The 23,881-nt window shown below is 68.7% G+C and carries 20 protein-coding genes; 3 read left to right on the top strand and 17 right to left on the bottom strand.

Annotation, left to right across the window (positions count from 1 at the left end):
- The 9 genes from KY500_RS06460 to recO all read right to left on the bottom strand — a co-directional run bounded on the left by KY500_RS06460 (position 1) and on the right by recO (position 9,779).
- Positions 1–1,104: an ABC transporter permease gene (locus tag KY500_RS06460; protein WP_219902818.1), complete on the bottom strand. Its 1,104-nt coding sequence runs from the start codon at positions 1,102–1,104 to the stop codon at positions 1–3.
- A gap of 91 nt (positions 1,105–1,195) precedes the next feature.
- The gene (locus KY500_RS06455) at positions 1,196–2,827 is read right to left on the bottom strand and encodes an ABC transporter substrate-binding protein (protein WP_219902817.1); all 1,632 of its coding nucleotides are present in this window, start codon (positions 2,825–2,827) and stop codon (positions 1,196–1,198) included.
- A 171-nt stretch (positions 2,828–2,998) separates the two neighbouring features.
- Entirely contained in the window at positions 2,999–4,864 is a 1,866-nt protein-coding gene (dnaG, locus tag KY500_RS06450; RefSeq protein ID WP_219902816.1) for a DNA primase, read from the bottom strand.
- Complete coding sequence (locus KY500_RS06445) at positions 4,852–6,141, bottom strand: deoxyguanosinetriphosphate triphosphohydrolase (protein WP_219902815.1); 1,290 nt, start codon at positions 6,139–6,141, stop codon at positions 4,852–4,854. The genes dnaG and KY500_RS06445 overlap by 13 nt, the downstream gene beginning before the upstream one ends.
- The gene (gene dusB, locus KY500_RS06440; RefSeq protein ID WP_219902814.1) at positions 6,134–7,297 is read right to left on the bottom strand and encodes a tRNA dihydrouridine synthase DusB; all 1,164 of its coding nucleotides are present in this window, start codon (positions 7,295–7,297) and stop codon (positions 6,134–6,136) included. The genes KY500_RS06445 and dusB overlap by 8 nt, the downstream gene beginning before the upstream one ends.
- Before the next feature lie 68 nt (positions 7,298–7,365).
- Entirely contained in the window at positions 7,366–7,500 is a 135-nt protein-coding gene (locus KY500_RS19200; protein ID WP_255579849.1) for a hypothetical protein, read from the bottom strand.
- The gene (locus tag KY500_RS06435) at positions 7,497–8,180 is read right to left on the bottom strand and encodes a DsbA family protein (RefSeq protein ID WP_219902813.1); all 684 of its coding nucleotides are present in this window, start codon (positions 8,178–8,180) and stop codon (positions 7,497–7,499) included. Before KY500_RS06435 ends, KY500_RS19200 begins: the two co-directional genes overlap by 4 nt.
- 52 nt (positions 8,181–8,232) lie before the next feature.
- The gene (locus tag KY500_RS06430) at positions 8,233–9,060 is read right to left on the bottom strand and encodes an isoprenyl transferase (protein ID WP_219902812.1); all 828 of its coding nucleotides are present in this window, start codon (positions 9,058–9,060) and stop codon (positions 8,233–8,235) included.
- Positions 9,057–9,779, bottom strand: a complete 723-nt coding sequence (gene recO / locus KY500_RS06425; RefSeq protein ID WP_219902811.1) for a DNA repair protein RecO — start codon at positions 9,777–9,779, stop codon at positions 9,057–9,059. Before recO ends, KY500_RS06430 begins: the two co-directional genes overlap by 4 nt.
- A gap of 73 nt (positions 9,780–9,852) precedes the next feature.
- Between recO and KY500_RS06420 the strand changes: the two genes are divergently transcribed.
- Both KY500_RS06420 and KY500_RS06415 read left to right on the top strand, forming a co-directional pair.
- Entirely contained in the window at positions 9,853–10,611 is a 759-nt protein-coding gene (locus KY500_RS06420) for a trimeric intracellular cation channel family protein (RefSeq protein ID WP_219902810.1), read from the top strand.
- A gap of 125 nt (positions 10,612–10,736) precedes the next feature.
- Complete coding sequence (locus tag KY500_RS06415) at positions 10,737–11,444, top strand: hypothetical protein (RefSeq protein ID WP_219902809.1); 708 nt, start codon at positions 10,737–10,739, stop codon at positions 11,442–11,444.
- 67 nt (positions 11,445–11,511) lie between these two features.
- Here KY500_RS06415 and leuA read toward each other — a convergent pair whose 3' ends face one another.
- The 8 genes from leuA to KY500_RS06375 form a co-directional block, all read right to left on the bottom strand.
- Positions 11,512–13,278, bottom strand: a complete 1,767-nt coding sequence (leuA, locus tag KY500_RS06410; protein WP_219902808.1) for a 2-isopropylmalate synthase — start codon at positions 13,276–13,278, stop codon at positions 11,512–11,514.
- A gap of 151 nt (positions 13,279–13,429) precedes the next feature.
- Positions 13,430–14,839: an ABC transporter permease gene (locus KY500_RS06405; protein ID WP_219902807.1), complete on the bottom strand. Its 1,410-nt coding sequence runs from the start codon at positions 14,837–14,839 to the stop codon at positions 13,430–13,432.
- Positions 14,836–15,597, bottom strand: coding sequence for an ABC transporter ATP-binding protein (locus KY500_RS06400; RefSeq protein ID WP_219902806.1), 762 nt, complete (start codon positions 15,595–15,597; stop codon positions 14,836–14,838). Before KY500_RS06400 ends, KY500_RS06405 begins: the two co-directional genes overlap by 4 nt.
- 113 nt (positions 15,598–15,710) lie before the next feature.
- Entirely contained in the window at positions 15,711–16,400 is a 690-nt protein-coding gene (locus KY500_RS06395) for a response regulator transcription factor (RefSeq protein ID WP_219902805.1), read from the bottom strand.
- Positions 16,397–18,328 carry a sensor histidine kinase gene (locus KY500_RS06390; protein ID WP_255579848.1) on the bottom strand — a complete coding sequence of 644 codons (1,932 nt, stop codon included), beginning with the start codon at positions 18,326–18,328 and terminating at the stop codon, positions 16,397–16,399. The genes KY500_RS06395 and KY500_RS06390 overlap by 4 nt, the downstream gene beginning before the upstream one ends.
- A gap of 103 nt (positions 18,329–18,431) precedes the next feature.
- The gene (locus KY500_RS06385) at positions 18,432–21,026 is read right to left on the bottom strand and encodes a bifunctional lysylphosphatidylglycerol flippase/synthetase MprF (protein WP_255579847.1); all 2,595 of its coding nucleotides are present in this window, start codon (positions 21,024–21,026) and stop codon (positions 18,432–18,434) included.
- Complete coding sequence (locus tag KY500_RS06380; protein WP_219902804.1) at positions 21,023–21,550, bottom strand: esterase family protein; 528 nt, start codon at positions 21,548–21,550, stop codon at positions 21,023–21,025. The genes KY500_RS06385 and KY500_RS06380 overlap by 4 nt, the downstream gene beginning before the upstream one ends.
- 850 nt (positions 21,551–22,400) lie before the next feature.
- Positions 22,401–23,282, bottom strand: a complete 882-nt coding sequence (locus KY500_RS06375; RefSeq protein WP_219902803.1) for a ketopantoate reductase family protein — start codon at positions 23,280–23,282, stop codon at positions 22,401–22,403.
- A gap of 82 nt (positions 23,283–23,364) precedes the next feature.
- Here KY500_RS06375 and KY500_RS06370 point away from each other — a divergent pair, with 82 nt between their 5' ends.
- Complete coding sequence (locus tag KY500_RS06370; RefSeq protein ID WP_219902802.1) at positions 23,365–23,778, top strand: PPOX class F420-dependent oxidoreductase; 414 nt, start codon at positions 23,365–23,367, stop codon at positions 23,776–23,778.
- Positions 23,779–23,881 lie beyond the last annotated feature (103 nt).

Genomic DNA, 23,881 nt, shown 5'->3' with positions numbered 1-23,881 from the left:
CTAGTACCGCACTCTCGGGTCGATCAGCGCGGCGATGATGTCCACGATGAAGTTGGACAGGGCCACGATCACCGCGAGGAGGGCGACGATGCCCTGCACGGCCACGAAGTCGCGGGCCTTGAGGAACTCGGAGAGCATGAAGCCGAGGCCCTTCCACTCGAAGGTGGTTTCTGTGAGCACCGCTCCGCCGAGCAGCAGGGCGATCTGCAGGCCGATCACGGTGATGATCGGGATCAGCGCCGGACGGTAGGCGTGCTTACGCACCAGCCGGAATTCGCTGACGCCGCGGGACCTGGCGGCGTCGACGTAGTCGGTGCCGAGGGTGCCGATCACGTTGGTGCGCACGAGGCGGAGGAACACACCGGCGGTGAGCAGCCCGAGCGCGAGGGCCGGCAGCACAGCGTGCGAGAGCACGTCGGCGAGCACGACCGGGTTGCCGGTCTGGATGGCGTCGATCGTGTAGAACCCGGTCTTGTCGGGCAGGAGCTGCATCTGCAACTCCGATCCCGTCGAGGCACGCCCGGCGACGGGGAGCACCTTGAGCCAGACCGCGAAGATGAGCTTGAACAGCAGGCCGGAGAAGAACACCGGGGTGGCGTAGCAGAGGATCGCGAAGATCCGCAGCGACGCATCCGGCGACTTGTCGCGCCAGTAGGCGGCGACCATGCCCAGCGGGATGCCGACGATGAAGGCGACGAGGAGGGCGTAGAAGGCGAGTTCGGCCGTGGCGGCGCCGTAGGTGAGCAGCACCTCGGAGACCGGTCGGTTGGTGCTGATGGTGGTGCCGAAGTTGCCCGTGAAGATCTGGCCGAGGTACTCGAAGTACTGCACCAGGATGGGCCTGTCGTAACCGGCGGCCGCGACGCGTTCGGCGAGCTGGTCGGCGCTGAGCCGGCCGCCGAGGGCTGCCGTGATCGGGTCACCCGTGGTGCGCATGAGCCAGAACACCATGGAGACCAGGATGAAGATGGTGGGGAAGATCAGCAGGAAGCGCACCACGATGTAGCGCACGATGCCGCCGCCGGCGCGTTTTCTGGTCGCCGTCGGGGGTGTGGGTTCCGGCCCGGCCGCCGGGGCCTGGGGGGTGGTCACTACAGTCGTCATTCCTACCTCACTCGTGCAAAACGAAAGACGGGAGCGTTCGGCTATGTGCCGCCCGAACGCCCCCGTCGTCTAGCCAGGTGTGACCGGGGTCCTAGCCCTTGGCGAGGGCCGCGTAACGGAACTTGAACGACGCGTCGAGCGTGTCGCTGGTTCCGGTCACCGTGGTGCCGGTGACGGCGACCTGGGCGCCCTGGAGCAGGGGCACGGTCGACAGCTGGGCCGCGACCTTGTCCTGGATCTCCTCGATGAGCGTGGTGCGCTCGGCGGGGTCGACGGTCACGGCCTGCTGCAGGATCAGGTCGTTGACCTCCTGGTCGGCGTAGTGGTTCTTCAGGAAGTTCTCCGTGAGGAAGAACGGCGTCAGGTAGTTGTCAGCGTCGGAGTAGTCCGGGAACCAGCCCAGCTGGTAGGCCGGGTAGACGTCGCTAGAGCGGTCCTTGGAGTACTGGACCCACTCGGTCGTCTGCAGGTTGACGGTGAACAGGCCCGAGGACTCCAGCTGGTCCTTGATGAGCGCGTACTCGTCGCCCGACGAGGGGCCGTAGTGGTCGTTGCTGTACTGCAGGTTCAGTTCAACGGGCGCGGTGATGCCGGCCGCGGTCAGCGTGGCCTTGGCCTTGTCGGCATCCGGGGCGCCGGAGCCGTCGCCGTAGAGGCCCTTGAGGGACTCGGTGGCGCCGGTCAGACCGGCAGGGACGTAGGAGAACAGCGGGGTGTAGGTGCCCTTGTAGACCTGGTCGGCAATCTCTTCACGGTCGACGAGGTCGGCGACGGCCTGACGCACGGCGAGGGCCTTGGTGGCGTCAGCGTCCGCGGTGGTCGCGCCGAACGGCTGGGTGTCGAAGTTGAACGTGATGTAGCGGATCTCGCCACCCGGGCCGTCGACGACCTGGACCTTGTCGTTGCCGCGGAGGTCCTCGACGTCGGTCGCGGAGAGGCTGCGGAAGGCGACGTCGATAGCCCCCTCCTGCACGTCCAGCTTGAGGTTGGACGAGTCGGCGTAGTACTTCACGTTGACCACGTCGGTCTTCGCCGGGCCGAGCAGGCCGGCGTAGTCCGGGTTGGCCTTGTAGCCGATGAGGGAGTTGAAGTTGTAACTGGTGATGACGTACTGGCCGGCGAACGCGTTGGCCTTGACGATGTCGTCGTCGCTGGTGAGCTCGGTGGCCGAGAAGGATTCCTCGTCGACGATCGGGCCGGCCGGGCTGGACAGGATCTGCGGGAAGATCTGGTCGTCGGGGGCCTTGAGGTTGAAGACGACGGTGGTGTCGTCCGGCGTGTCGACGCTGTCCAGGTTGTAGAGCAGTGACGAGGGGCCGTTGTCGGCCGCGATGGCCAGCTGACGGTCGAAGGTGAACTTGACGTCGGAGGAGGTCAGGTCGTTGCCGTTGGCCCACACGAGGTCGGGCTTGAGGGTGACCGTGTACTGGGTCGGTGCGGTGAACTCGGCGGAGACCGCGATGTCCGGCTGGACGTCGGGGCTGCCGTAGGGGGTGTTCATGAGGAACGGGAAGACCTGGTTCTGCACGGCGAACGAACCGTTGTCGTACGAGCCGGCCGGGTCGAGCGTGGTGACCTTGTCGGTGGTGCCGATGGTCAGCGGTGCCGCCGAGCCGGAATCCTCGGCCGGGCTGCCCGAGCAGCCGGCGAGAACGAGTGCTGCGGCGGCGAGACCGGCGGTGACGCCGATGGCGCGGCCACGCCTGGTGGGTGCAAAAGCCATAGTCGAATGCCTCTTCCTCAAGGTGAATGTGTCGTGGTGACGTTCGCACTTCTGCAGACAGGCGCAGAAATGCGTTGCTGTAAACCAAGAATTAGCACACAATGCGCCATTGGCGGCGACTCAGCGGAGCATCTTAATAGACCCGCAATATTCGGCGCACCCGCCCTCAGGTCACTCGACCCGGAGATTGCGCCGTTCGGCTTCGACCCGCACGAGCTCACGTTGGATGGCGACGTAGACCTCGCGGTCGGTGGCATCCGCGCGCTGCAGCCGGCCCAGGAGCTCGGCCTTCTGGCGCAGCAGGTCCTTTTCGATCAGCACGATGGTGATGTCGCGGACGTACCGGGTGACCTCGCGTTCGGTGCGTTCCGGCAGCGGCGCCATGGCCAGCTCGGTCACCAGGTTCGCCATCGGGGCCGGGGTCTCCCCCACCACGCGGTCGAGCCAGTCCGGTGCGGCGGCGTGCGGGAGGGCGGCGGCCAGTGCGTCGCGCACGACCGCCAGGGTGGAGTTGGTCATGCCGGTCAGAACGGCCCGCTGCACCAGCTCGAGGCCCACCAGGGTGGGATGCTGCAGCATCGCCATGAGGGCGTCGCGTTCGATGCGGGTGACCGGGTCTGCGGGGAGGTCGGCGAGGGAGAACAGGCGCTCGCGCGGAGCGGGGGTCGGCTCGCCGGAGCGCCGGGGCGCCTCGGGCGGAGCGGTGCGGGAGCGGGACTGGGCCTGGGTGACGGCGCGGGACACCTCACCGAGGTCCATGCCGAGCATCCGGGACAGTTCGTGCGTGTAACCGGGGCGCAGGGAGGGATCGCGGATGTCGCTGACGATGGGGGCGGCCGCCCGCAGCGCGGAGACCCGGCCCTCGACGGTGTCGAGGTTGTACTGGCCGAGCAGCTGCCGGATCATGAATTCGAACATCGGCTTCTTGGCGTCGATGAGCCGGCGCACGGCGTCGTCACCGCGGTGCAGGCGGAGGTCGCAGGGGTCGAGCCCTTCCGGGGCGACGGCGACGAAGGTCTGGGCGGAGAAGCGTTGTTCCTCGGCGAAGGCCCGCATGGCGGCCTTCTGGCCGGCGGCATCCGGGTCGAACGTGAAGACGACCTCGCCGACGCCGCTGTCGTCGCCGAGCACCCGGCGCAGCACCTTGATGTGGTCGACGCCGAAGGAGGTGCCGCAGGTCGCCACGGCCGTGGTCACGCCGGCCAGGTGGCAGGCCATCACGTCGGTGTAGCCCTCGACGACGACGACCTGGTGGCCGCGGGAGATGTCCCGCTTGGCCAGGTCCAGCCCGTAGAGCACTTGGGCCTTGTGGTAGATCGGGGTCTCGGGGGTGTTGAGGTACTTCGGGCCCTTGTCGTCGTCGAGCAGCTTGCGCGCCCCGAAGCCGATCGTCTGCCCGGTGATGTCGCGGATCGGCCAGACCAGCCGGCCGCGGAACCTGTCATAGACGCCCGAGGATCCCTCCCGGCTCGAGACGAGGCCGGCGAGCGTGAGTTCTTCGGTGGAGAAGCCCCGACCGCGGAGGTGGTTGGTCAGTTCGTCCCAGCTCTGCGGGGCGAACCCGATGCCGAACCGGGCGGCGGCCTGGGCGTCGAAGCCGCGCTCGCCGAGGAAAGTGCGGCCGACCTGGGCGCCCGCGCTGCCCAGCCTGTCGACGAAGAAGTCGGCGGCCGCCTGGTTGGCCGCGTACAGGCGCGCCCGGTTGGTGTGGTCGGGGGCCCCGCCCTCACCGCCCTCGTAGTGCAATTCGATGCCCACCCGTGCGGCCAGGCGTTCGACGGCCTCGCTGAAGCTGACGTGGTCCATCTTCTGCAGGAACGAGTAGACGTCACCGCTCTCACCGCAGCCGAAGCAGTGGTAGAAACCCACCTGCGGGCGCACGTGGAAGCTCGGGCTGCGCTCGTCGTGGAACGGGCAGAGCCCCTTCATCGACCCCACGCCGGCGGACTTGAGGGTGACGTAATCGCCCACGATGTCGGCGATGTTGGTGCGCGCCTTGACTTCTTCGATGTCGCCCTGACGGATCAGCCCTGCCATACGTCACCGCTCGTTCGTGCCGGTTCCCGGGTGAGCTGAAGCCGGCGGTGCAGGGCGATGGCGCTCTGATCGGTGAGGCTGGCGACCTGGTCGACGACGACCCGCTTGCGGGCGGAGTCGTCGGACGCCGCTGCCCAGTCCTCGCGGAAGCCAGGGTCGAGGTGCTCGTCGCCCGTGGCAAACAGGGTGTCGGCGAGGTAGACCAGTGTCTCGCGCTGTTCGACGTAGATCGGTTGGCGCACATGGGTGGACATCACGAAGGCGGCGACGATGCCCTTGAGCACGCCGATCTCGGCCTGCACCTCGCGCGGGACGACCACGTGGGCGTTGAAGCGGATCAGGTGCCGGTCGGGGTAGCTGGCCGTGGTGGCCGCGACCGCCGCGCCGCTGAACCGGCCGATGAGCTGACTGGTGAGGTTCTTCAGTCGCCCCTGGTCCCGGCGTCCTGCGCTGTAGCTGTGCAGCCACACGTCGAGGGCGTCGAGCCTGTCGAAGGCGGCACGCAGTTCGTCGTGGCTGAATTGGCCGCCGGTCCACTCGTACATGGAGGTGACCAGGGCGTCGTGGTCGCCGCGGTTGCCCAGCAGTTCGACGTCGAGGTAGCCGCTGACCACGGCATCCTCGAAGTCGTGCACCGAGTAGGCGATGTCGTCGGAGAGGTCCATGACCTGCGCCTCGACGCAGAGCTGCCGGTCGGGGGCGTCCTGGCGCAACCAGTCGAACGCGGCCCGGTCGTCCTCATAGAAGCCGAACTTGGCACGGCCGCTGGGGTCCGCGACCGAGGAGTCGGCGGCCCAGGGGTACTTGCAGCTGGCGTCCAGGCTGGCTCGGGTGAGGTTGAGGCCGTAGCTCTCGCCCCGGTCGCCGAACACCTTGGGTTCGAGGCGGCTGAGCAGGCGCAGGGTCTGTGCGTTGCCCTCGAACCCGCCGATGTCGGACGCCCAGGTGTTGAGGGCCTTCTCGCCGTTGTGTCCGAAGGGCGGATGCCCGATGTCGTGCGCGAGGCAGGCGGTGTCGACGATGTCGGGATCCAGTGACAGGCGCAGCGCGATCTCCCGGCCGATCTGGGCGACCTCGAGCGAGTGGGTGAGCCGGTTGCGCGCGAAGTCCAGTCCCGCGGCAGGGCTGAGCACCTGAGTTTTGGCGGCCAGGCGGCGCAGGGCGCTGGAGTGCAGCAGCCTGGCGCGGTCGCGGGCGAAGTCGCTCCGGCTGGAGTCGTGCTCCTCCGGCCGGAACCTGGCTTCGTCGTGGACGCTGTAGCCGGTCTGGTTAACCACCGCTGGTGTCCCCCTCGCCCTCGGTCAGGTTGCTGCGCTCGGCGCCCGCGATCTCGCGGGAATCGAGCCAGCGCTCGGGCAGAGAGGTCTTCTTGGGGCTTCCCGCGCGGCCGCGCTGTCCCTCGGCCCCGATGCCGGGGTACGGCTGGTCGGGGTCCATGGTGGCCAGGAGCTCGTCAAGCTGCTCGAGCGACACCACGGAGGCGAGGCTGGCGCGCAGATCACCGCCGACCGGATAGCCCTTGAAGTACCAGGCGACGTGCTTGCGGATGTCGCGGCAGGCGCGTTCCTCGCTCTCGAAGAACTCGGTGAGCAGTTCGGCGTGCCGGCGGAAGGCATCCGCCACCTGGCCGAGGGTCGGTTCGGCCTTGAGGACATCGCCGCGGAAGGCCGCGGCCAGGTCGCCGAACAGCCACGGGCGGCCCAGGCAGCCACGACCGACGACGACGCCGTCGCAACCGGTTTCGTCGACCATGCGCAGGGCGTCTGCGGCGGACCAGATGTCGCCGTTGCCGAGCACGGGGACGCTCGTGATGGTGTTCTTGAGGGTCGCGATGGCGGCCCAGTCGGCATGGCCGGAGTAGTAGTCTGCGGCGGTCCGGGCGTGCAGCGCGATGGCCGAGACGCCGGCTCCCTCGGCGACCCGGCCGGCTTCGAGGTAGGTGAGGTGGTCGGAGTCGATGCCCTTGCGCATCTTGACGGTGAGCGGGATCGTGCCGGCGGCCGAGACGGCGGCCTCGACGATTTCGCGGAACAGGGTGATCTTCCACGGCAGCGCCGCTCCCCCGCCTTTGCGGGTGACCTTGGGGACCGGGCAGCCGAAGTTCAGGTCGATGTGGTCTGCGCGGTCCTCGGCGACGAGCATCGTGACGGCCTCTGACACGGTTTTCGGGTCGACGCCGTAGAGCTGGATGGAGCGGGTCTTCTCGCTCTCGTGGTGGGTGATCAGGCGCATCGACTCGGTGGTGCGCTCCACGAGCGCCCGCGAGGTGATCATCTCGCTGACGTAGAGACCGGCGCCGTATTCGCGGCAGAGGCGCCGGAATGCGGTGTTGGTGATGCCGGCCATGGGTGCGAGGACCACGGGCACGTCGAGTTCGATGTCACCGATTCGAAGCGGTGCCATCAGATTCTGCGTGGGAGTCGAAGTGTTCATCGTGTCCAATTCTCCCAGACCGGCTGTGTTCGTTCGCCACGCCCGGCCGACGGTGGAAAGAGCAGCAGCTAGATGGCGCAGGAACCGTCACCGCAGCAGCCGCCGGCCGTGTCGTCCTGCTCGAGCAGCTGGATGATGGGGCGGGGTGTTGCGGGCGTTTCGGTGACAGTGCTGGTGTCGGCACCGGTGGTGTTCTCGCTCATGCGTGGGTCTCCTCGGTGGCTGTGGTGGTGGCGGAGCCTGCTTTTTCGCCCTGCACCTGGCGCAGCGCCTGGGCGAAGGTGTCCGGGTCCTGCGCGCCGGAGATACCGTACTTACCGTCGATCACGAAGAACGGCACCCCGTTGATGCCGTACTCGGCGGCCTGGGCGACGTCGGCCTTGACGGCGGCGAGGTGCTCGTTCTCGGTCAGGGAACGCACGACGTCGGCGCGCTCAAGGCCCACCGTGACGGCCAGGTCGGCGAGGTCCGCGATGCGGCCGACATGGCCGCCGTCGACGAAGTAGGCCTTGAGCAGTGCTTCCTTCATCTCCAGCTGCACGCCGTGGGCCTTGGCGTAGTGCAGGAGTTCGTGGGCCTTGACGGTGTTGGTCTGGTGCACGGAGTCGTAGTCGTAGTGCAGCCCCACGCTCTCGGCGATGCCGGTGACCCGTTCGAGCATCTCGAGGACCTGCGGCACGGGGATCCCCTTGCGCTCGCTGAGGTAGTCCACCGGGCTCCCGGCGAAGTCCACCGGGGTGTCCGGCGCGAGTTCGAAGGAGTGGTACTCCACCTCGACCTCGGTGCCGGAGGCGGCCACGCCGGCCTCGAACTTGCGTTTGCCGATGTAGCACCAGGGGCACTGCACGTCGGACCAGATGTCTACTTTGATGGTTTCGCTCACAGGAGGGCTAACCCGAGCGGCCCCTCCAGTTATTCCCGGGCGGTGTTCCCGGTCAGGCCGTGGGCGTGTCGACGGCTCCGCCGTAGCGCCGGTTGCGGGAGGCGTAGAGCTCGATGGCGTGCCAGAGGTCGACCCGGGAGAAGTCCGGCCACAGGGTGTCGAGGAACACCATCTCGGCGTAGGCGCTCTGCCAGAGCATGAAATTGCTGGTTCGCTGCTCGCCGGAGCTGCGCACGAAGAGGTCGACGTCGGGCAGCGCGGCCGTGTACAGGTGGCGCTGGATGGACTTCTCGGTGATGCCGGACGGCTTGAGCCGGCCGGCGGCGACGTCTTCGGCCAGCACCCGCACGGCATCCGCGATCTCGGTGCGGCCACCGTAGTTGACGCACATGGTGAGGGTGAGCACGTCGTTGCCCGCGGTGAGCTTCTCGGCGTACTGCAGTTCGTTGATCACGGACGCCCACAGCTTCGGCTTCCGTCCGGCCCAGCGCACCCGGACACCCCAGTCGTTGAGCTGGTCCCTTCGGCGGTGCAACACGTCGCGGTTGAACCCCATCAGGAACCGCACCTCGTCCGGGGAGCGCTTCCAGTTCTCGGTGGAGAACGCGTAGACGCTGAGGTGCTTGACCCCGATCTGGATGGCGCCGGCGACGACGTCGAGCAGGGCGGCCTCTCCAGCCTTGTGGCCCTCCACCCGGGACAGGCCGCGGGCATTGGCCCACCGGCCGTTGCCGTCCATGACCACGGCGACGTGCTCCGGCACCACCTTGGCGGGCAGGGCCGGCGGGTAGAGCCCCGTCCAGTCCACGGGCTTGAACGGCACGGCGTCCTTGTGCGTGTACGGCGTGGCCGGTGCGGGACGGAAGGGGTTGGGCGTCATGGGCGCACGTGCTCCAGAGATCGAAGGCCCCGGCCGAGGTGCCACTGCGTGTACGCGGCGACGACCCCGGTGGCCCGGGCCTGGGTGGATGGTTCGGCGGCGGCCGTGTGGGCCCAATCGCCGGTGAGCAGGGCGGCGAGCAGGGCGATCGTGTCCGGGTCAAGTCGGGGTGAACCCGGGGCGGCGCAGGAGTCGCAGACGACGCCGCCCACCTGCACGACGAAGGCCGAGTGCGGACCCGGCTTGCCGCAGCGAGCACAGTCCTGGAAACTCGGCGCCCAGCCGGCCATGGACAAGGACCGCAGCAGATAGGAGTCCAGGGTGGCGCCTGAGCCGTGTTCCCGCCGGGACAGCGACCGGAGTGCGCCGACCAGCAGCAGGTATTGCTGCAGCGACCCTTCAGACTCGGTGAGCTTGTCCGCGGTCTCGACCATGGCGCTCGCGGCCGTATAGCTGCCGTAGTCGGAGGTGATGGCCGCGCCGTAGGAGCCGATCGACTCCGCCTGGTTGACGATGTCGAGGCTGCGGCCTTCGTAGAGCTGAACGTCGACGACCATGAACGGCTCGAGCCTGGCGCCGAACTTGGAGGCGGTGCGGCGCACGCCCTTGGCGACGGCGCGCACCTTGCCGTGCTGCCGGGTGAGCATCGTGATGATGCGGTCGGCCTCACCCAGCTTGTGGGTGCGCAGCACGACGGCTTCATCACGATAAACGGGCACGGTCAATTCTCCCACCCTCCGGGCCGGATGCCGACGCGAAGCGCCGGGACACCCGTCGTGGTAGACATTGACGGTGCCCACTCCGCTCTTCGCCATCCCGCTCTGGATCGACCTCGTGGCGGTGGCCATCGGCGCCATCCAGGGCGCGATGTTCGCCGGACGGTTCACCGACCGCCGGATGGACCTGCTGGGCATCTCGATCATCGGCATCACGGTGGGGCTCGGCGGCGGCCTGCTGCGCGACATCCTGCTCGGCGGGGTGCCGGCGGCGCTCCTGAGCAACTGGTATCTGCCCGTCGCTGCGGCGTTCGCCCTGCTGGGCATGGCGCTGCAGAGCCTGTTCAACCGGCTTGGACCGCTCATCATCACCCTCGACGCCGTGACCATCGGCCTGTTCGGCGTGATCGGCACCACCAAGGCTCTCGCGGCGGGCCTCCCGGAGATCCCCGCACTGTTTGTGGGAGTGGTATCGGCCGTGGGCGGTTCGGTGCTGCGCGACATGATGCTCAACGTGCCGATCGCCGTGATGCACGTCGGCTCGCTCTACGCCGTCGCGGCCCTGGTGGGCTGCGGCCTGCTGGTGGGGCTGGTCGTTCTGCAGGTGCAGATCACGGTGGCCGCTCTCATCTGCGTCGTGGCCACGACCGTGATCCGGGTGCTCGCCGCCCGGTTCGGCTGGAGCCTGCCGCAGCAGCGGGCCATCGGCAGTTGGCCGCACTGGCGCCGCCGCGGCTCGATACCGCCCTTCCGCGCCTGGCCACGCCGGCGACGCGTGACGGCGACGACGAGCCCGACAGAGACGACCCCGGTCACCGACCCTGCCGGGCCCTGACCGGCCGGCTCCGAGAGCCGCCTCACCCTTTCCTGAGGATTTTTCACCGTCCTGTGTTTAAGCCTCGCCTTTCGCAGCATCTGGGGTCAGTATTGAGGCACAACCACGTCGCAGGGAGGTACTCCATGAAACGATTCGAGGGCACTGTGCCCGACCTGTTGCCCGTCCTGTCCCGGGGCAAACACAAGTCCCCCCGTAGCGGAGCGTGCTTCATGGAGTTCGCTTCGCACCTGTCCGGCGAGGCGTGGAGCGACCATCCGGCCTGCACGCACCCGGTTCTGGCGTCATTGGCCCGGATGGTCAACGACTGCACGTCGGACGAGGCCAGGTCACGCCTGATGACACTGATCCCGTCGGTGATCGGACTGCGCGGAGACGACCCCCGCGTGCGCCTCGTCGTGGCCCTGCGGGCCGCGACGGCCGGTCTGCCGGTGGTCAGTGCCGACCACCAGCGGGCTTTGGCCGTGGGGATCCTCAATTGCCAACGACACCTGGCCCGGATGGGTGAGGGCGACTCCGACGCCGTCTCAGACCAGGTGCGGGAGGCCTTTGAACGGGCACCGCAGACCGAGCGCTGGGCGCGCGAGTTCATGGGGTCGGTGGGATCGTGGTCGCGTACCCGGTTCACCGACCGCACCGCGGAGTCGATCATCCGCATCACCGTGCAGGGCATCGCCGAGGCGTGCATCCCCGACACGGACGAGCGGCTGTACAGCCTGCTCTCGCAGGCGATCGACGACACCACGCGAGTTCTCGGCAAGCCGGAGGGCGAACCCCTGGTGATGCCGCAGCCGTTGAGTCCGGAGGTCGCACGCCGCGCGTTGCGGGTGTGAGAAGAACAGGCCAGAAAAGCCCGGCTCCGACGCATGTCGGAGCCGGGCTTTTCCTGGTCTCGACGTTCTAGACTGCCGCCAGCTCGCGGTCACCGGTCTCGGCGCGGATACCCCGGTTGACCGCGGACACCACGGCCTTGAGCGAGGCGGTGGAGATGTCGGGATCGATGCCGACGCCCCAGAACCGCTTGCCGTTCACGTCCAGCTCGACATACGACGCGGCCGTGGCGTCGCCGCCGGCTGACATGGCGTGCTCGACGTAGTCGTAGAGCGTGATGGCGATGCCACGTTCTGCCATGATGCCCAGGAACGCCGCGATCGGGCCGTTGCCCGTCGCCGTGGCGCTGGCCACGGCGTCCGAGTCACGCAGGTCCACCGTGAGGTCGACCGCTCCGGCCAGGTCGCTCGAGGTGCGCGTCGAGAACAGCTCGAACCGGCCCCACTTGGCGTCCGGGTTGGTGTGGGTGGCCGGCAGGTACTCGTCGTTGAAGATGTCCCAGATCTGTTCGCTGGTGACCTCTCCGCCGTCGGCGTCGGTCTTGGCCTGTACTACGCCGGAGAACTCGATCTGCAGCTTGCGCGGCAGGTCGAGGTGGTGATCGGTCTTGAGCAGGTAGGCCACGCCGCCCTTGCCCGACTGAGAGTTGACCCGGATGACGGCCTCGTAGCTGCGGCCCAGGTCCTTGGGGTCGATCGGCAGGTAGGGCACGGCCCAGACCAGGTCGTCCACGCTCCGGCCGGTCTCGGCGGCCTCGACGGCCATCGCCTCGAAGCCCTTCTTGATGGCATCCTGGTGCGATCCGCTGAACGCCGTGAAGACCAGGTCGCCGGCCCAGGGGCTGCGCTCAGGAACCGGCAGCTGGTTGCAGTACTCCGCGGTGCGCTTGATCTCGTCGATGTTGCCGAAGTCGATCTGCGGGTCGATGCCCTGGGTGAACAGGTTGATCCCCAGGGCGACCAGGTCGACGTTGCCGGTGCGCTCGCCGTTACCGAACAAGCATCCCTCAATGCGGTCGGCGCCGGCCAGGTACCCCAGTTCGGCGGCTGCGATCGCGGTGCCGCGGTCGTTGTGCGGGTGCAACGACAGGATGACATTCTCGCGGTGCGCCAGGTGCCGGCTCATCCACTCGATCGAGTCGGCGTAGACGTTGGGCGTGGCCATCTCGACCGTGGCGGGCAGGTTGACGATGACCTTTCGGTCCGGCGTGGGCTCGAAGACCTCGATCACCTGGTTGGTGATGTCGACGGCGAATTCGAGCTCGGTGCCGGTGAAGCTCTCCGGGGAGTACTCGTAGTAGACGGTCGTGCCCGGCACGGTCGCCTCGAGTGCGCGGCAGGTGCGGGCGCCGAACAGGGCCAGGTCGATGATGCCTTGCTTGTCCTCGCGGAACACCACCTCGCGCTGCAGCACGCTGGTGGAGTTGTACAGGTGCACGATGGCCTGCTTCGCACCGACGATGGACTCGTAGGTGCGGCGGATCAGGTGCTCCCGCGCCTGGGTCAAGACCTGGATGGTGACGTCGTCAGGGATCGCGCCGTCCTCGATGAGGCTGCGCACGAAGTCGAAGTCGGTCTGGCTCGCCGACGGGAAGCCGACCTCGATCTCCTTGTAGCCCATCCGCACCAGCAGGTCGAACATGATGCGCTTGCGCTCGGGGCTCATCGGGTCGATGAGGGCCTGGTTGCCGTCGCGCAGGTCGACGGCGCACCACCTGGGGGCTTCGGTGATGCGATTGGACGGCCAGGTTCGATCGCTGAGGTCGACCCGGAATGTGTCCTGGTACGGGCGGTACTTGTGCACCGGCATGGTGGATGCGGCTTGGTTATTCTTCATGGTCTGTTGTCTCCTCGCGAGTGGTGGTCAGCCGACGACAAACTCCGCGACGAGTGAGGCCTCAGATTAGGACTCGTCGCGGCAGCTAAGGAGGAGCAGACCGAACAGCACACCACGAGGGTAACACCGTTTTGCCGTGCGGTCACCTCGCTCACGCGGCGGCCAGTGCCGTCACCGGGGCCACGGAGACGGCCCGGCGGGCCGGCACGAGCGTGGCGGCGACGGCGAGCAGCGCGGTGCCGACCGCGCAGAGCACGACCAACAGCCACGGCACCGACGGTACGGTCAGGCCGCCTCCGGTGACCGAGCCGAAGAGCGATTGTGCGGCGGCCCAACCGTAGAAGATCCCGAGAATCAGGCCGAAGACAACCGCTGCTGCGGCCATCTGCACGCTCTCGGCCAGGATCATCCAGCGAACCTGACGGGCGGTGAATCCCAGAGCGCGCAACAGTCCGATCTCCCGGGAGCGCTGGAGCACACTCTGCGCAAGATTGTTGACCATCCCCACGACGGCGATGAGGGCGCTGAACCCGACCAGAACCGAGATCACCGCGAGAGTCGTCGCGACTGTCTCGCTTATCGCCGCGCGGATTGCTGGGTCTTCCATGGTGCGCTGCATCATCACTTCGAACGTGGACCCGGCCACGGCGAACATGCTGATGAGTGTCACTCCGATGACCAGACCGATGGTGGCCCTGGCGCTGCGCTCAGGGTGTCGCTGCGCGTTCGCCGCAGCGAGCCGTGCCGGCGCGCTGTTCCCCAGGGCCCGGCCGGCCAGAACCATGATCGGCGGCATGATCAGGTGCGAACCGAGCACGAGACCACTGAATGACAGGATGCCGCCGAGCAGGCCGAGCAACACACCCTCCGGGGCGACCTGGCCCACGACGACCCCACCGGCGAGAAAGAGCACGCCTGTGATCATCAGGACGATGGCTGTGACGGTGCGTGCGGGCCGTCGATTGATCTCTTCGACCGAGCGTTCCTCGGCCGCGCCTATCGCTTGCATCGGGCTTACCGCGAGTACCCGACGAGAACCTACCCACGCGGCCGCCCAGGTGGAGAGCACAACGACGACAACGGGCAGAGCGAGAAGTGGCTCGACGAGGGTATAGGCCAGGTCGGGCAGCACGCCTGCGGTGACCAGGAGGCCCAGTCCCGCGAAACTGAGCAGGGTGCCCGCCACTGCGCCGGCGCCGGCGCCGACCGCGCCAACGGTGAGACCGTCGGTAGCCACCACCCGGCGCTGCGCGCGGGCACTGGACCCGATCAGCCGCATCAGCGCGATGGTTCGGGTGCGGCCGGCGATGATGGTCGCCACGGTGTTGGTGGTGACAATCGACGACACATAGACGGCGATCGTGATGAACAGGAAGGCGACGATTGCCAAGGAAGCGCGGACAGCACCGACGGCTGACGCATCCGAGGCGCTGACTATCGTGGCGATCACACTCGTGACCTGAAGCAGGACCACGCCGAACGCAGAGGCCAGGGCGGCAACGAGCACGCTCGCGCCCCGTCCAGCGTTCTCGTGAAGACGTGTGCGGGTGCCGTCGCTCATGCGCGCTGCTCCATTCCGAGCATGATGCGGGAGATCTCCTCGGCCGAGGATTTCTCCCGGTCCTCGACGACCCGGCCGTCGGCCAGGAACAGGATGCGGTCGGCGTAGCCGGCGGCAATGGGGTCGTGGGTGACCATGGCGATGCTCTGGCCGAACCCGGTGCTCGCTGCCTTGAGGAGGGTGAGGACCTCCCGTCCCGTGCGGGAGTCCAGGTTGCCGGTGGGCTCGTCGGCGAAGACCAGTTCCGGACGGGTGGCGAGGGCCCTGGCGATCGCGACCCGCTGCTGCTGGCCGCCGGAGAGCTCGTGCGGGCGGTGCGTGAGCCGGTCGCCGAGGCCCAGGGACTCGGTCAGCTGGGCGATCCAGTCGGACTCGGCGCTCGTGGGCTTCCGGCCGTCCAGGCTGAAGGGCAGCAGGATGTTGCCGCGCACGTCGAGGGTGGGAACGAGGTTGAACGCCTGGAAGATGAATCCGATCCGGCGCCGGCGCAAGACGGTGAGCGCCGCGTCACCGAGGCCGCTGATCTCGGTGTCCCCGAGCCAGGCCTGTCCGGATGTGGCCGTGTCCAGCCCTGCCATGATGTGCATGAGCGTCGATTTTCCCGAGCCGCTCGGGCCCATGATGGCGGTGAACTGGCCGCGGCGGATTCCGATCGACACGTCGTCGAGTGCCGTCACCGCCGTGGTGGACGAGCCGTAGGTCTTGCCGAGGTGGGTCACTCTGGCCGCGAGGCCCAGGTCTGAAGGTGTGGTTTCCATGCTGTCAGGCTAGGAATCGGAACGGTGCGGCCGCGTCGGGCTGGGGAGGTATCGAAGCCGCCGCACGGATGATCCCCGGCCGCGCCGGGTCATCCTCTGGGCGTGCCCAGCCGTTAGGAGGTGAGGCGGTGCTGGAAGGCGAAGACCACCAGCTGCACCCGGTCGCGCAGGGAGAGCTTGCCGAGGATCCGGCTGATGTGGGTCTTGACGGTGGCTTCGCTGAGGAACTCCCCCGCCGCGATCTCGGCGTTACTCAGGCCTAGTGCGGCGAGGGCGAAGATATCGCGTTCCCGGCTGGTGAGGGTGCGGAATGCCTCCGGCTCCTCGCGTTCGGGCTCCGGCGCGTCGAAGTGGGCGAAGAGTTCGCGTGTGGCCGAGGCGGCGATGACGGCGCTGCCGGCGTGCACGGTGCGGATGGCGGCCAGCAGGAATTCGGGATCGGCGTCCTTGAGTAGGAAGCCGCTGGCTCCGCCCCGGATGGCGCGGCCCGCGCTCTCGTCGAGCTCGAAGGTGGTGAGCACCACGATGCGCGGCGGCGTGGTTCCGGCAGACTCGGCCGCCGCGAGGATCGCCGTGGTGGCGTCGATGCCGTCCATCACGGGCATCCGGATGTCCATCAGCATCACGTCGGGGTGGACGGCCGCGGCCATGGTGACGCCGGCGGCGCCGTTGCCGGCCTCACCGACGAACTCCAGGTCGGCCTGCGAGGACACCAGCATGCGGATCCCCGCCCGGAACAGTGCCTGGTCGTCGACCAGGGCCACGCGGATGCGCGGGGCGTCGACAGGGGCCACCTCGCTCATTGGAGGGCTCCGGGCTTGGTCGCGTCCGCGGGCTGGTCTGCCAGGAGCGTGGCCGCCGGCTTCACCAGGGCGTTGGTGGTGATGGCCGGGAGACGGGCGGCCACGATGAACCGGCCCCCAATGGACTCCGCGGCGAGGGAACCGCCGGCAAGGAGCGCACGCTCGCGCATGCCGGGAAGGCCGTGGCCGATCTCGCCGGCACGCCCGGCCGCATCCGTCACGCCCACCGCATTGTCAATCGTCACCGCGACCCATCCGTCCGTCCACGCGAGGCTCAAATATACCGCCCGGCCAGCATCTCCGTGGCGGAGGGCGTTGGTGAGGGCCTCCTGCACGATGCGGTACACCGCCAGTTGCGCGCCGGACCCGAGGGTGGTGGGGGTGCCGGTCGTCGTCCACTCGATGTCGAGGCCGGTGCTCTGCATCTGCGCGACCAGGCGGTCGAGATCGGCCAGCACGGGCTGGGGTCCGGCCGCGTCGTCCTGGCGCAGACGGGTGAGCAGGATGCGGACGTCGCCCAGGGCCTCCCTGGCCGTGGTCGAGATGGTGCTGAGCGCCTCGTCGACGGCCTCAGGGTTCTGCGCACGGGCATACCGGGCGCCGTCGGCCTGAGCGATCACCACGGCCAGGGAGTGGGCGACCACGTCGTGCATGTCCCTGGCGATGCGGTTGCGTTCCTGTTCGACGACGACGCTGCGCTGGGCCACGCGCTGCTCCTCGACGGCGCGGTACTGCGTGACGCGGCTCTCCCTGGCGGTCTGCCAGGTGCGCATCAGGAGACCCAGGGTCCAGGACAGGCCGAGCACGGCCAGGCTGGCGACGAAGGTGGCCACCATGGACCAGATCAACGCGCCCAGATCACCCTGGGCGTTGGCTTCGGCGATCGACGTCACCCCGCGCTGGAGCAGGCTGATGTATCCGGCGGCGAGCAGGGCGCCCACCCCCACCGAGATCAGACCTGCCCAGCGCACGACCCTGTCGGCGTAGGCGGCCGTGACGTAGAGCACAGCGAGGACGGCGACGTTGCTGGTGAGAACGGGCAGCCCGCCCAGCATCTGAGTGATCGCGGTGACCCAGGCGATGGCGAGGGCCAGCGCAGGAGACAGCCGTCGTACGGTGAGCGCGGCGGCGAACCCGGCCAGGACCACCAAGGACAGCACACCGCCGCCCGCATCGATGAGCAGGCCGAAGAAGATGAAGGCGACGGCGATCCCCGCGTCGATTATGAGGGTGCGCCTGGCCACCGGCCGGAATCCCTGGCGGCCGAGGACCAGAGCGGGACCGGTGAGCCATTCCGTCGGGGCCGGCTGCATGAACCAGGTCTCCGCAGGCCCGGCCGCCGGTTGCGCGGCGCTGCCGGACACTGGGGACCTTCCGGTCTCATGACCCTCGGCGCGGCCATCGGCTCGGCGGCGCAGCACCAGGCTGAGCACCCATCCACCGGCCAGTACCGCCGTGGCCAGAAAACCCTCGGTGAGGCGGAAGCCCAGCTCGAGGAAGAAGCGCAGGAAACCCTCGACGCCCTCTGCGCTGCTGATCAAGCCGCCGACAGTCAGGAGCACCGTGATCAGGGCGCCCGCCAGAAGGCCGGCTGTCAGGGCGACGAAGCGGAGGGCGGGCTGGCCGTACAGGCACGCGCCCCAGGTGACGATGCACCCGCTGATCAACAGCAGCACCAACCAGGTCGGATCGTCACGGGTGCCGGCGACGCCGGCGATCGTGGCGGCCGCCCCCGCGACCAGCGCCACCGCCGGGAACAGGCGCGAGGCGGCCACGGCGCCGGCGAAGAGCACGACGCTCACAAGCTGGCCGATGACACCGGCGGACAGCGACAGGCCGCCCCAGATCAGGAGGATGCCGAGACCCAGGGACGGCTCCAGTGCCCACCGGGAGCGCCCCGTGCGCGTGAAGAGCCCCAGATCCGACATCCTCCCAGCGTACGGCTCGGGTCGTGTCCCGGCGCCTGATGCCGGGCAGTTCATCCCCGCGCGTGCCCAGTATCATCCGAGCGATGTACGCGAGCGGGCGAGGTCAGCCGAGGCTGCGGACGAAGGCAGCGGCCTCCCGCAGGGTGAGGGTGGGCAGGTAGGCGCGGGCGAGGGCGACGCCGATTGCCGGCAGCGCCACCGGGTCGGGGTAGGCCATGAAGAGCGGGTGGAACTCGGGCTGGAACTTGCGCTTGAACGCGAACAGCGACCGGAACCCGTACACGGGCTCCAGCGTACGACCGAGGAAGTCGAGCATCCGCACGGCCAGGCTGCCGGTCTCGTCGTCGGGCCTGGCCGCGCCTGTGGTCGCAAGCGGTGCCGCGGACAGGCTCAGGAATTCAACCTCCTCGCGGTCCTTGAGCAGCGACGCCGTCTCGCTGATCAGGAATTCCATGACGCCGTTCATGGTGTCCGAACCCCGCCGCATGAAGTCGAGGGTCCAGCCGATCACCTCGCCACCCCGGTAGGTGGGCAGCCAGCTCGTGACGGCCAGGATGCGGTCGTCCGAGTCGATGGCGAGCATCAGCCGCACGTCGGGGTCGCGCAGTTCGTCGAGTCCGCCGAGTGTGAACCCGAGTTCGGGCAGGCCCTTCTCCTGCACCCACTGTTCGGAGATTTCCGCGATCTGCGCGGCCTGCCGCAGGGACAGGGAGCGGTAGGTGGTCCAGACCGCGCGCACCCCGAGCTTCTGGGCCCGGTTGACGGAGGAACGGATGTCCTGCCATTTCTTGCCGGTTGTGGCCCAGTTGTGTGGGCGCAGCACGGTCTCCTCCCCCACCTCCATGGCCTGCCAGCCCATCTCGTCGAACACCGGCCGCCACCGGTCGCGCAGGGAGTAGAACACCGGCACCCAGCCGTGGTCGTCGCACATACGGGCGAAGGCGGCCACCACCGCCGACGCGCGCGGCAGGTCATCGGCGGGGTCCACGCCGATGGGTTCGGCGACCGTGATGGCCACACCGTTCACAACCCGGTACGCGATGGCCACGGGCACGGCCGGCGTGGACTCCGCCGCGGAGAACCACAGGGAGGACCCCTCCCAGGTGGCCATGTGGGCGAGCGAACCGCCGCCGCCGGCATGCAGCAGAGCGCGCAGGCGCACCTGGTCCTCTGGCGGGGCGCCGACCGCACCCGTACGGAGGGCGAGGATGGCGCCGCCGATGACGAGCAACCAGAAAATCGGGCCGACCCAGTCGTAGAACACCGAGGACAGGGGGTCCCCCGGCAGGAAGGACAGACGCTCTAGTCGCAGGAACCCGACCGGGATGAAGCGTTCGGGCAGGTCGGCGACGAGGTCCGCCAGGGTGACGGCGGGCCGGAAGTGATCGCGCAGAATCCAGCCCACACTCACGTACACGACGGAGAGGGCCAGTAATCCTCCCGTTGTGAGCACGGCGAACCGTCGCAGGTAGCCGGGGCGGGTGCGCACCGGGAAGTGCCGCAAGGACAGGGCGATCCAGACCGCGGTGGCCGCGGGCACCAGCACCGACACGATCAGCACCAACGCGACCTCCCAGTACTGGCCGGACCGCCACTGGAACGAATAGGGCTCGCCGAAAACCGGGAGCAGACCGTAGTACCAGGCGCCGAGCGCGGCCATCCCCACATTGACCACGATGGCCAGCCCCGCGGCGAACCGGCGGCCCCGGGTGAGACCGTACGCTGCTATCAGCAGCACGATGAGCGGCAGCAGGCTCACAAGAACCGGGCCGACGCCGCCGATCCGCTCCAGAGTCAGCTCGTGCACACACTGCCGGGTGATGTTCCCGAGCAGGCAGCGGTCGACCACGTCCCCGGCCGAGGGCACCTCCTGGGTGAGCAGCAGCCCGAGCGGCGCGAGGATCCCGAACCGGCCGCCGGACACCACCGTGACCACGGGCCCGACGGCGAGCACGGCCACGATGGCACCGAACAGGGTGCGCGTCTCATGGTCGGAGCTACGCCGCCAGGCCGCCTCACGTCGCACCGGCCGTAGCGCGATTCCCAGTAGCAGCCCGGTGAGCACGGCCAGCAGCCGGTACAGATCGCTCGGCTGCCCGGAGTAGAGCAGCAGGACGAGCGCCGCAGCGAGAGTGAGCACGCGGATACGTCGGCGCCAGAGCGCCCCGGCGAATCCGCTCGCGGCCATGATGGAGCCCAGGATCGGGGTGAACGGGTCGAGCGCCCACAGCTCGCGCACACCGCGGGACCACATCTCGCCGCCGGCGACTCCGAAGTCCTGCAACACCAGCCCGAGGCCGGTGCCGATCACCGCCGTGGCCAGGAACGCCAGGATGGTGCGGCCGGTGCCGAGCAGGCGCTCGGCCGCTCCGAGCACGAGAACCGCGCCGAGGATCGCCAGGATGAGCTCGGCGATGTTGTCCACGAGGAACACCGAGGTGATCGGAGTCCACCAGTGCCCCAGCCCGATCGCGGAGTGATATCCGGTGCCGAGCAGTAGTCGCAGGGCATACGACGGGCCCCTGAGCAGACCCGTCGCCAGCGCGGTGACGAGGAGCACGGTTGCAACGCTGAGGGAGAACGGCGTGCGCGCGGCACGGGCGGCGAGGCGGCGCATCCGCTGTCTCAGGGCCGAGGGCGGGGTGACCGGCGGCGGCGTGACCGGCGCCAGTGCGCCGGACAGGGTCGGAGTGCTCACGACAGGCCGGTCAATCCGGTGCTCTCAGCGAGCACCGGCAGGGCCTGCGTCCACGCGTACTGCACGGTGTGCCAGTCGTGTGCGGTGCCCGGCGACACGATGAGGTGGGTGTGCGCACCGGCCTTGCCCGCAGCGTCGACCACAGTCTGGGACCACGGCAGGTATCGGGTGTCGTCACCGCCTACGGCAACGATCACCGTGAGGTTCTCGTAGGGTGCGTGCGCGCCCAGCACGGCGACGGGAGCCGCCGCCGCGTAGGCGGCGGCGTCACCGGCGAAGCCCGAGGCGATGGTCTGGGCGACGCTGCCCTTCTGCGGGGCCAGTTCCCCTGAGATGTCGAGAATGGTTCCGTAAAGCTCCGGATGCGCGGCGCCCAGTTGCATGGAACAGGTTCCGCCCTGGGAGAATCCGGCGATGGCCCACCCTGCGGGGCCGGCGGCGACGTGGAGGTGGGCCCGGATCCAGTCGGGAACGTCCGCGGTGAGGTAGGAGGCCGAGTTGCCGAGGGCGGAGTCGACGCACATGGGGTTCTGGTCGGGGCACCGAGCTGGTCGGGCACGACCACGATGGGCGCTACCCCACCGTGCTCAGCCGCGTAGCCGTTGAGGATGGTGGCCAGGTGGCCAGCCGTGAAGACGTCGGCGGGACTGCCGGGCTGGCCCGAGAGCATCTCCACGACCGGAAGGGCCGGCGGGTTGGCCACGCGCGCGGCGGGGGGCAGGTAGACCAGCGCGGCCCGGGCGGCGAAACCCGAGCTGGTGGCCGGAATGGTCACGGTGCCGACCACGCCGGTCGCGGTCGACGACCCGGCTGTGGCCGCGGAGAGCGAGTCGTAGGTGGGTAGGCCGAGTGCCGTGCGCACCGTGGTGAACTGCCCGAAATCGGCATTGACACCCGCCGCGGTGGAGAGCAGTAGCAGCGGGATCGCGACAATGGCGACCACGCGACGCCATCGCCTCGAGGTGACGAGGGCGAACACGATCAGTGCGAGAGCGGCGAAGAACCCGGTCGCCCAGAATCGCGTGGTCGTGCTCAGGGACACTCCGAAGAGGTCCCAGACGTCACTCACCAGCCAGCTGAGCGTCCAGCCTGTCGCGGCACCGCCGATGACCAGGCCGACGCCGATCAGCGCGAGCCGGGTCGGCAGACGACGGGAAACCAGCACGATCAGGCTTGCAGCCGCCACCCCGTACAGGGCGAAAAGTAGCGGGCCACCGACGATGCTGGTGTTCAGGAATGTGCTCACGAATGTCCTCCGGATCAACTGTGCACCCGCCGTGCGCGGTCGGGGACCCGGAGTCGGCGTTCTGAACGAGGTTTCAGAGCACCCGATGAGTATCGTCGGCCGACTCACGGGGCACGATCAGGAGAGACTCAGGCAGGCGCCGCGCGTGACCCGAGATCGTCGAGGAGTTCCTGCACCCGCGGGGCGGCGACACCGTGATGGCGGGCGCGGCGCAGGAGGGCACCGCCGATGGCGTCGAGTTCAGTCTCTGCCCCGGCATCCAGGTCGTTCTGCAACGAGGATCGCATGCCCGCAGGGAGTGCGTGGATCGCCCGGGCGAGCTGATCGGGGTCCGAGGGCACACCATCTCGGGTGGCGATCTGCGCGACCTCGGCCAGCACCGCGGTGGTGAGGGCAGGGTCGAGTTCCCGGGCGGCGCCGATGGGTAGGCGACAGTAGGACGTGAGCAGTGCCATCGGAGCCAGGAACCGCAGCTTGCTCCAGAGCACCTCCGCCTCGGTTCCGCCCACGGTGACGTCGAGTCCGGCACTGTTCCAGGCCGTGACGACTCCGGTGCTCTCCGCCTCGGCCGGAACGGTGAGCCGCAGGAACGGGCTGCGGTGGTCGATGACCGTGGGGCTCAGCCGAGTGCTTTCGACGGCGATCGTGGCACCGGCGACACGGGCATCGGGGGCGGCCCGCCGCAGAACGTCCATGTGCTCGATACCGTTGAGCAGGGATACGACCTCTGCGGGCTGCGCTCGCCGGAGGGCGTCGACGATACCGGGGAGGGCATAAGCCTTGGTGGCCACGATCACGCGGGCGCCGTCGGGAATCTCGGTCACCGCCGTGAGCCGGCCGAGCTGGTCGCCGAAATGTGGGCTGTGCAGGGTGAGGCCGTCGGAATTGATCTGCCGGGCCGTCTCCGGACGAGCGACGGCGACGACCTCGATCCCGCTGCGGTGCAGGAGGATGCCGATGAGACCTCCCACGGCTCCGGCACCCACCACAGCGATGACTGGCTCAGACATTAGACACCTGTGACATGCGGACCTTTCATCGTGTCGGCGACGTCTGCCGCCCGTTCCATTGTGGAGCAGATACAGTGTGGAAATGTCCTCTCCCACCACCCTGGCCGGCCTCGGCGACGAACGCTTCGTGTCCCTCACCACGTTCCGCCGATCGGGAGAGCCGGTCTCGACTCCGGTCTGGATCGCCAGGGATGGGGATGACCTGATCGTGACCACCCCGAAGCAGAGCGGCAAGGTGAAGCGGCTGCGACACACCTCCCGGGTACAGCTGGCCCCCTGCTCCCGCACGGGAGCGGTGGCGGCCGGCGCGCTGCCGCTGGAGGCACAGGCCGTCATCGAGGATGACGACAGCAGCCGGGCCCTGTTGACGGCGGTCTTCGCCGCGAAGTACCGGCTCGAGTACCGGATATTCCTCTTCATCGAGCGACTCGGCAAGTCCGGCGCGAAGACCCGCGTGCTGCTGCGGATCAGCGCCGCGGACTCCCCCGCAGCCTAGAAACCGGTCGCCGCTGACCACCACTTCGTGGTGACACGCGTTGGTCGAGCACCCCGAGCCCCCGGTGATCACGTATCCCGCCCGCCGGCGGTCGAGCTGGCCG

This window comes from Cryobacterium sp. PAMC25264 (assembly GCF_019443325.1).
GTDB lineage: Bacteria > Actinomycetota > Actinomycetes > Actinomycetales > Microbacteriaceae > Cryobacterium.
Note: the sequence above shows the minus strand (reverse complement) of the source record. Positions and strands in the feature narration are given on the sequence as shown.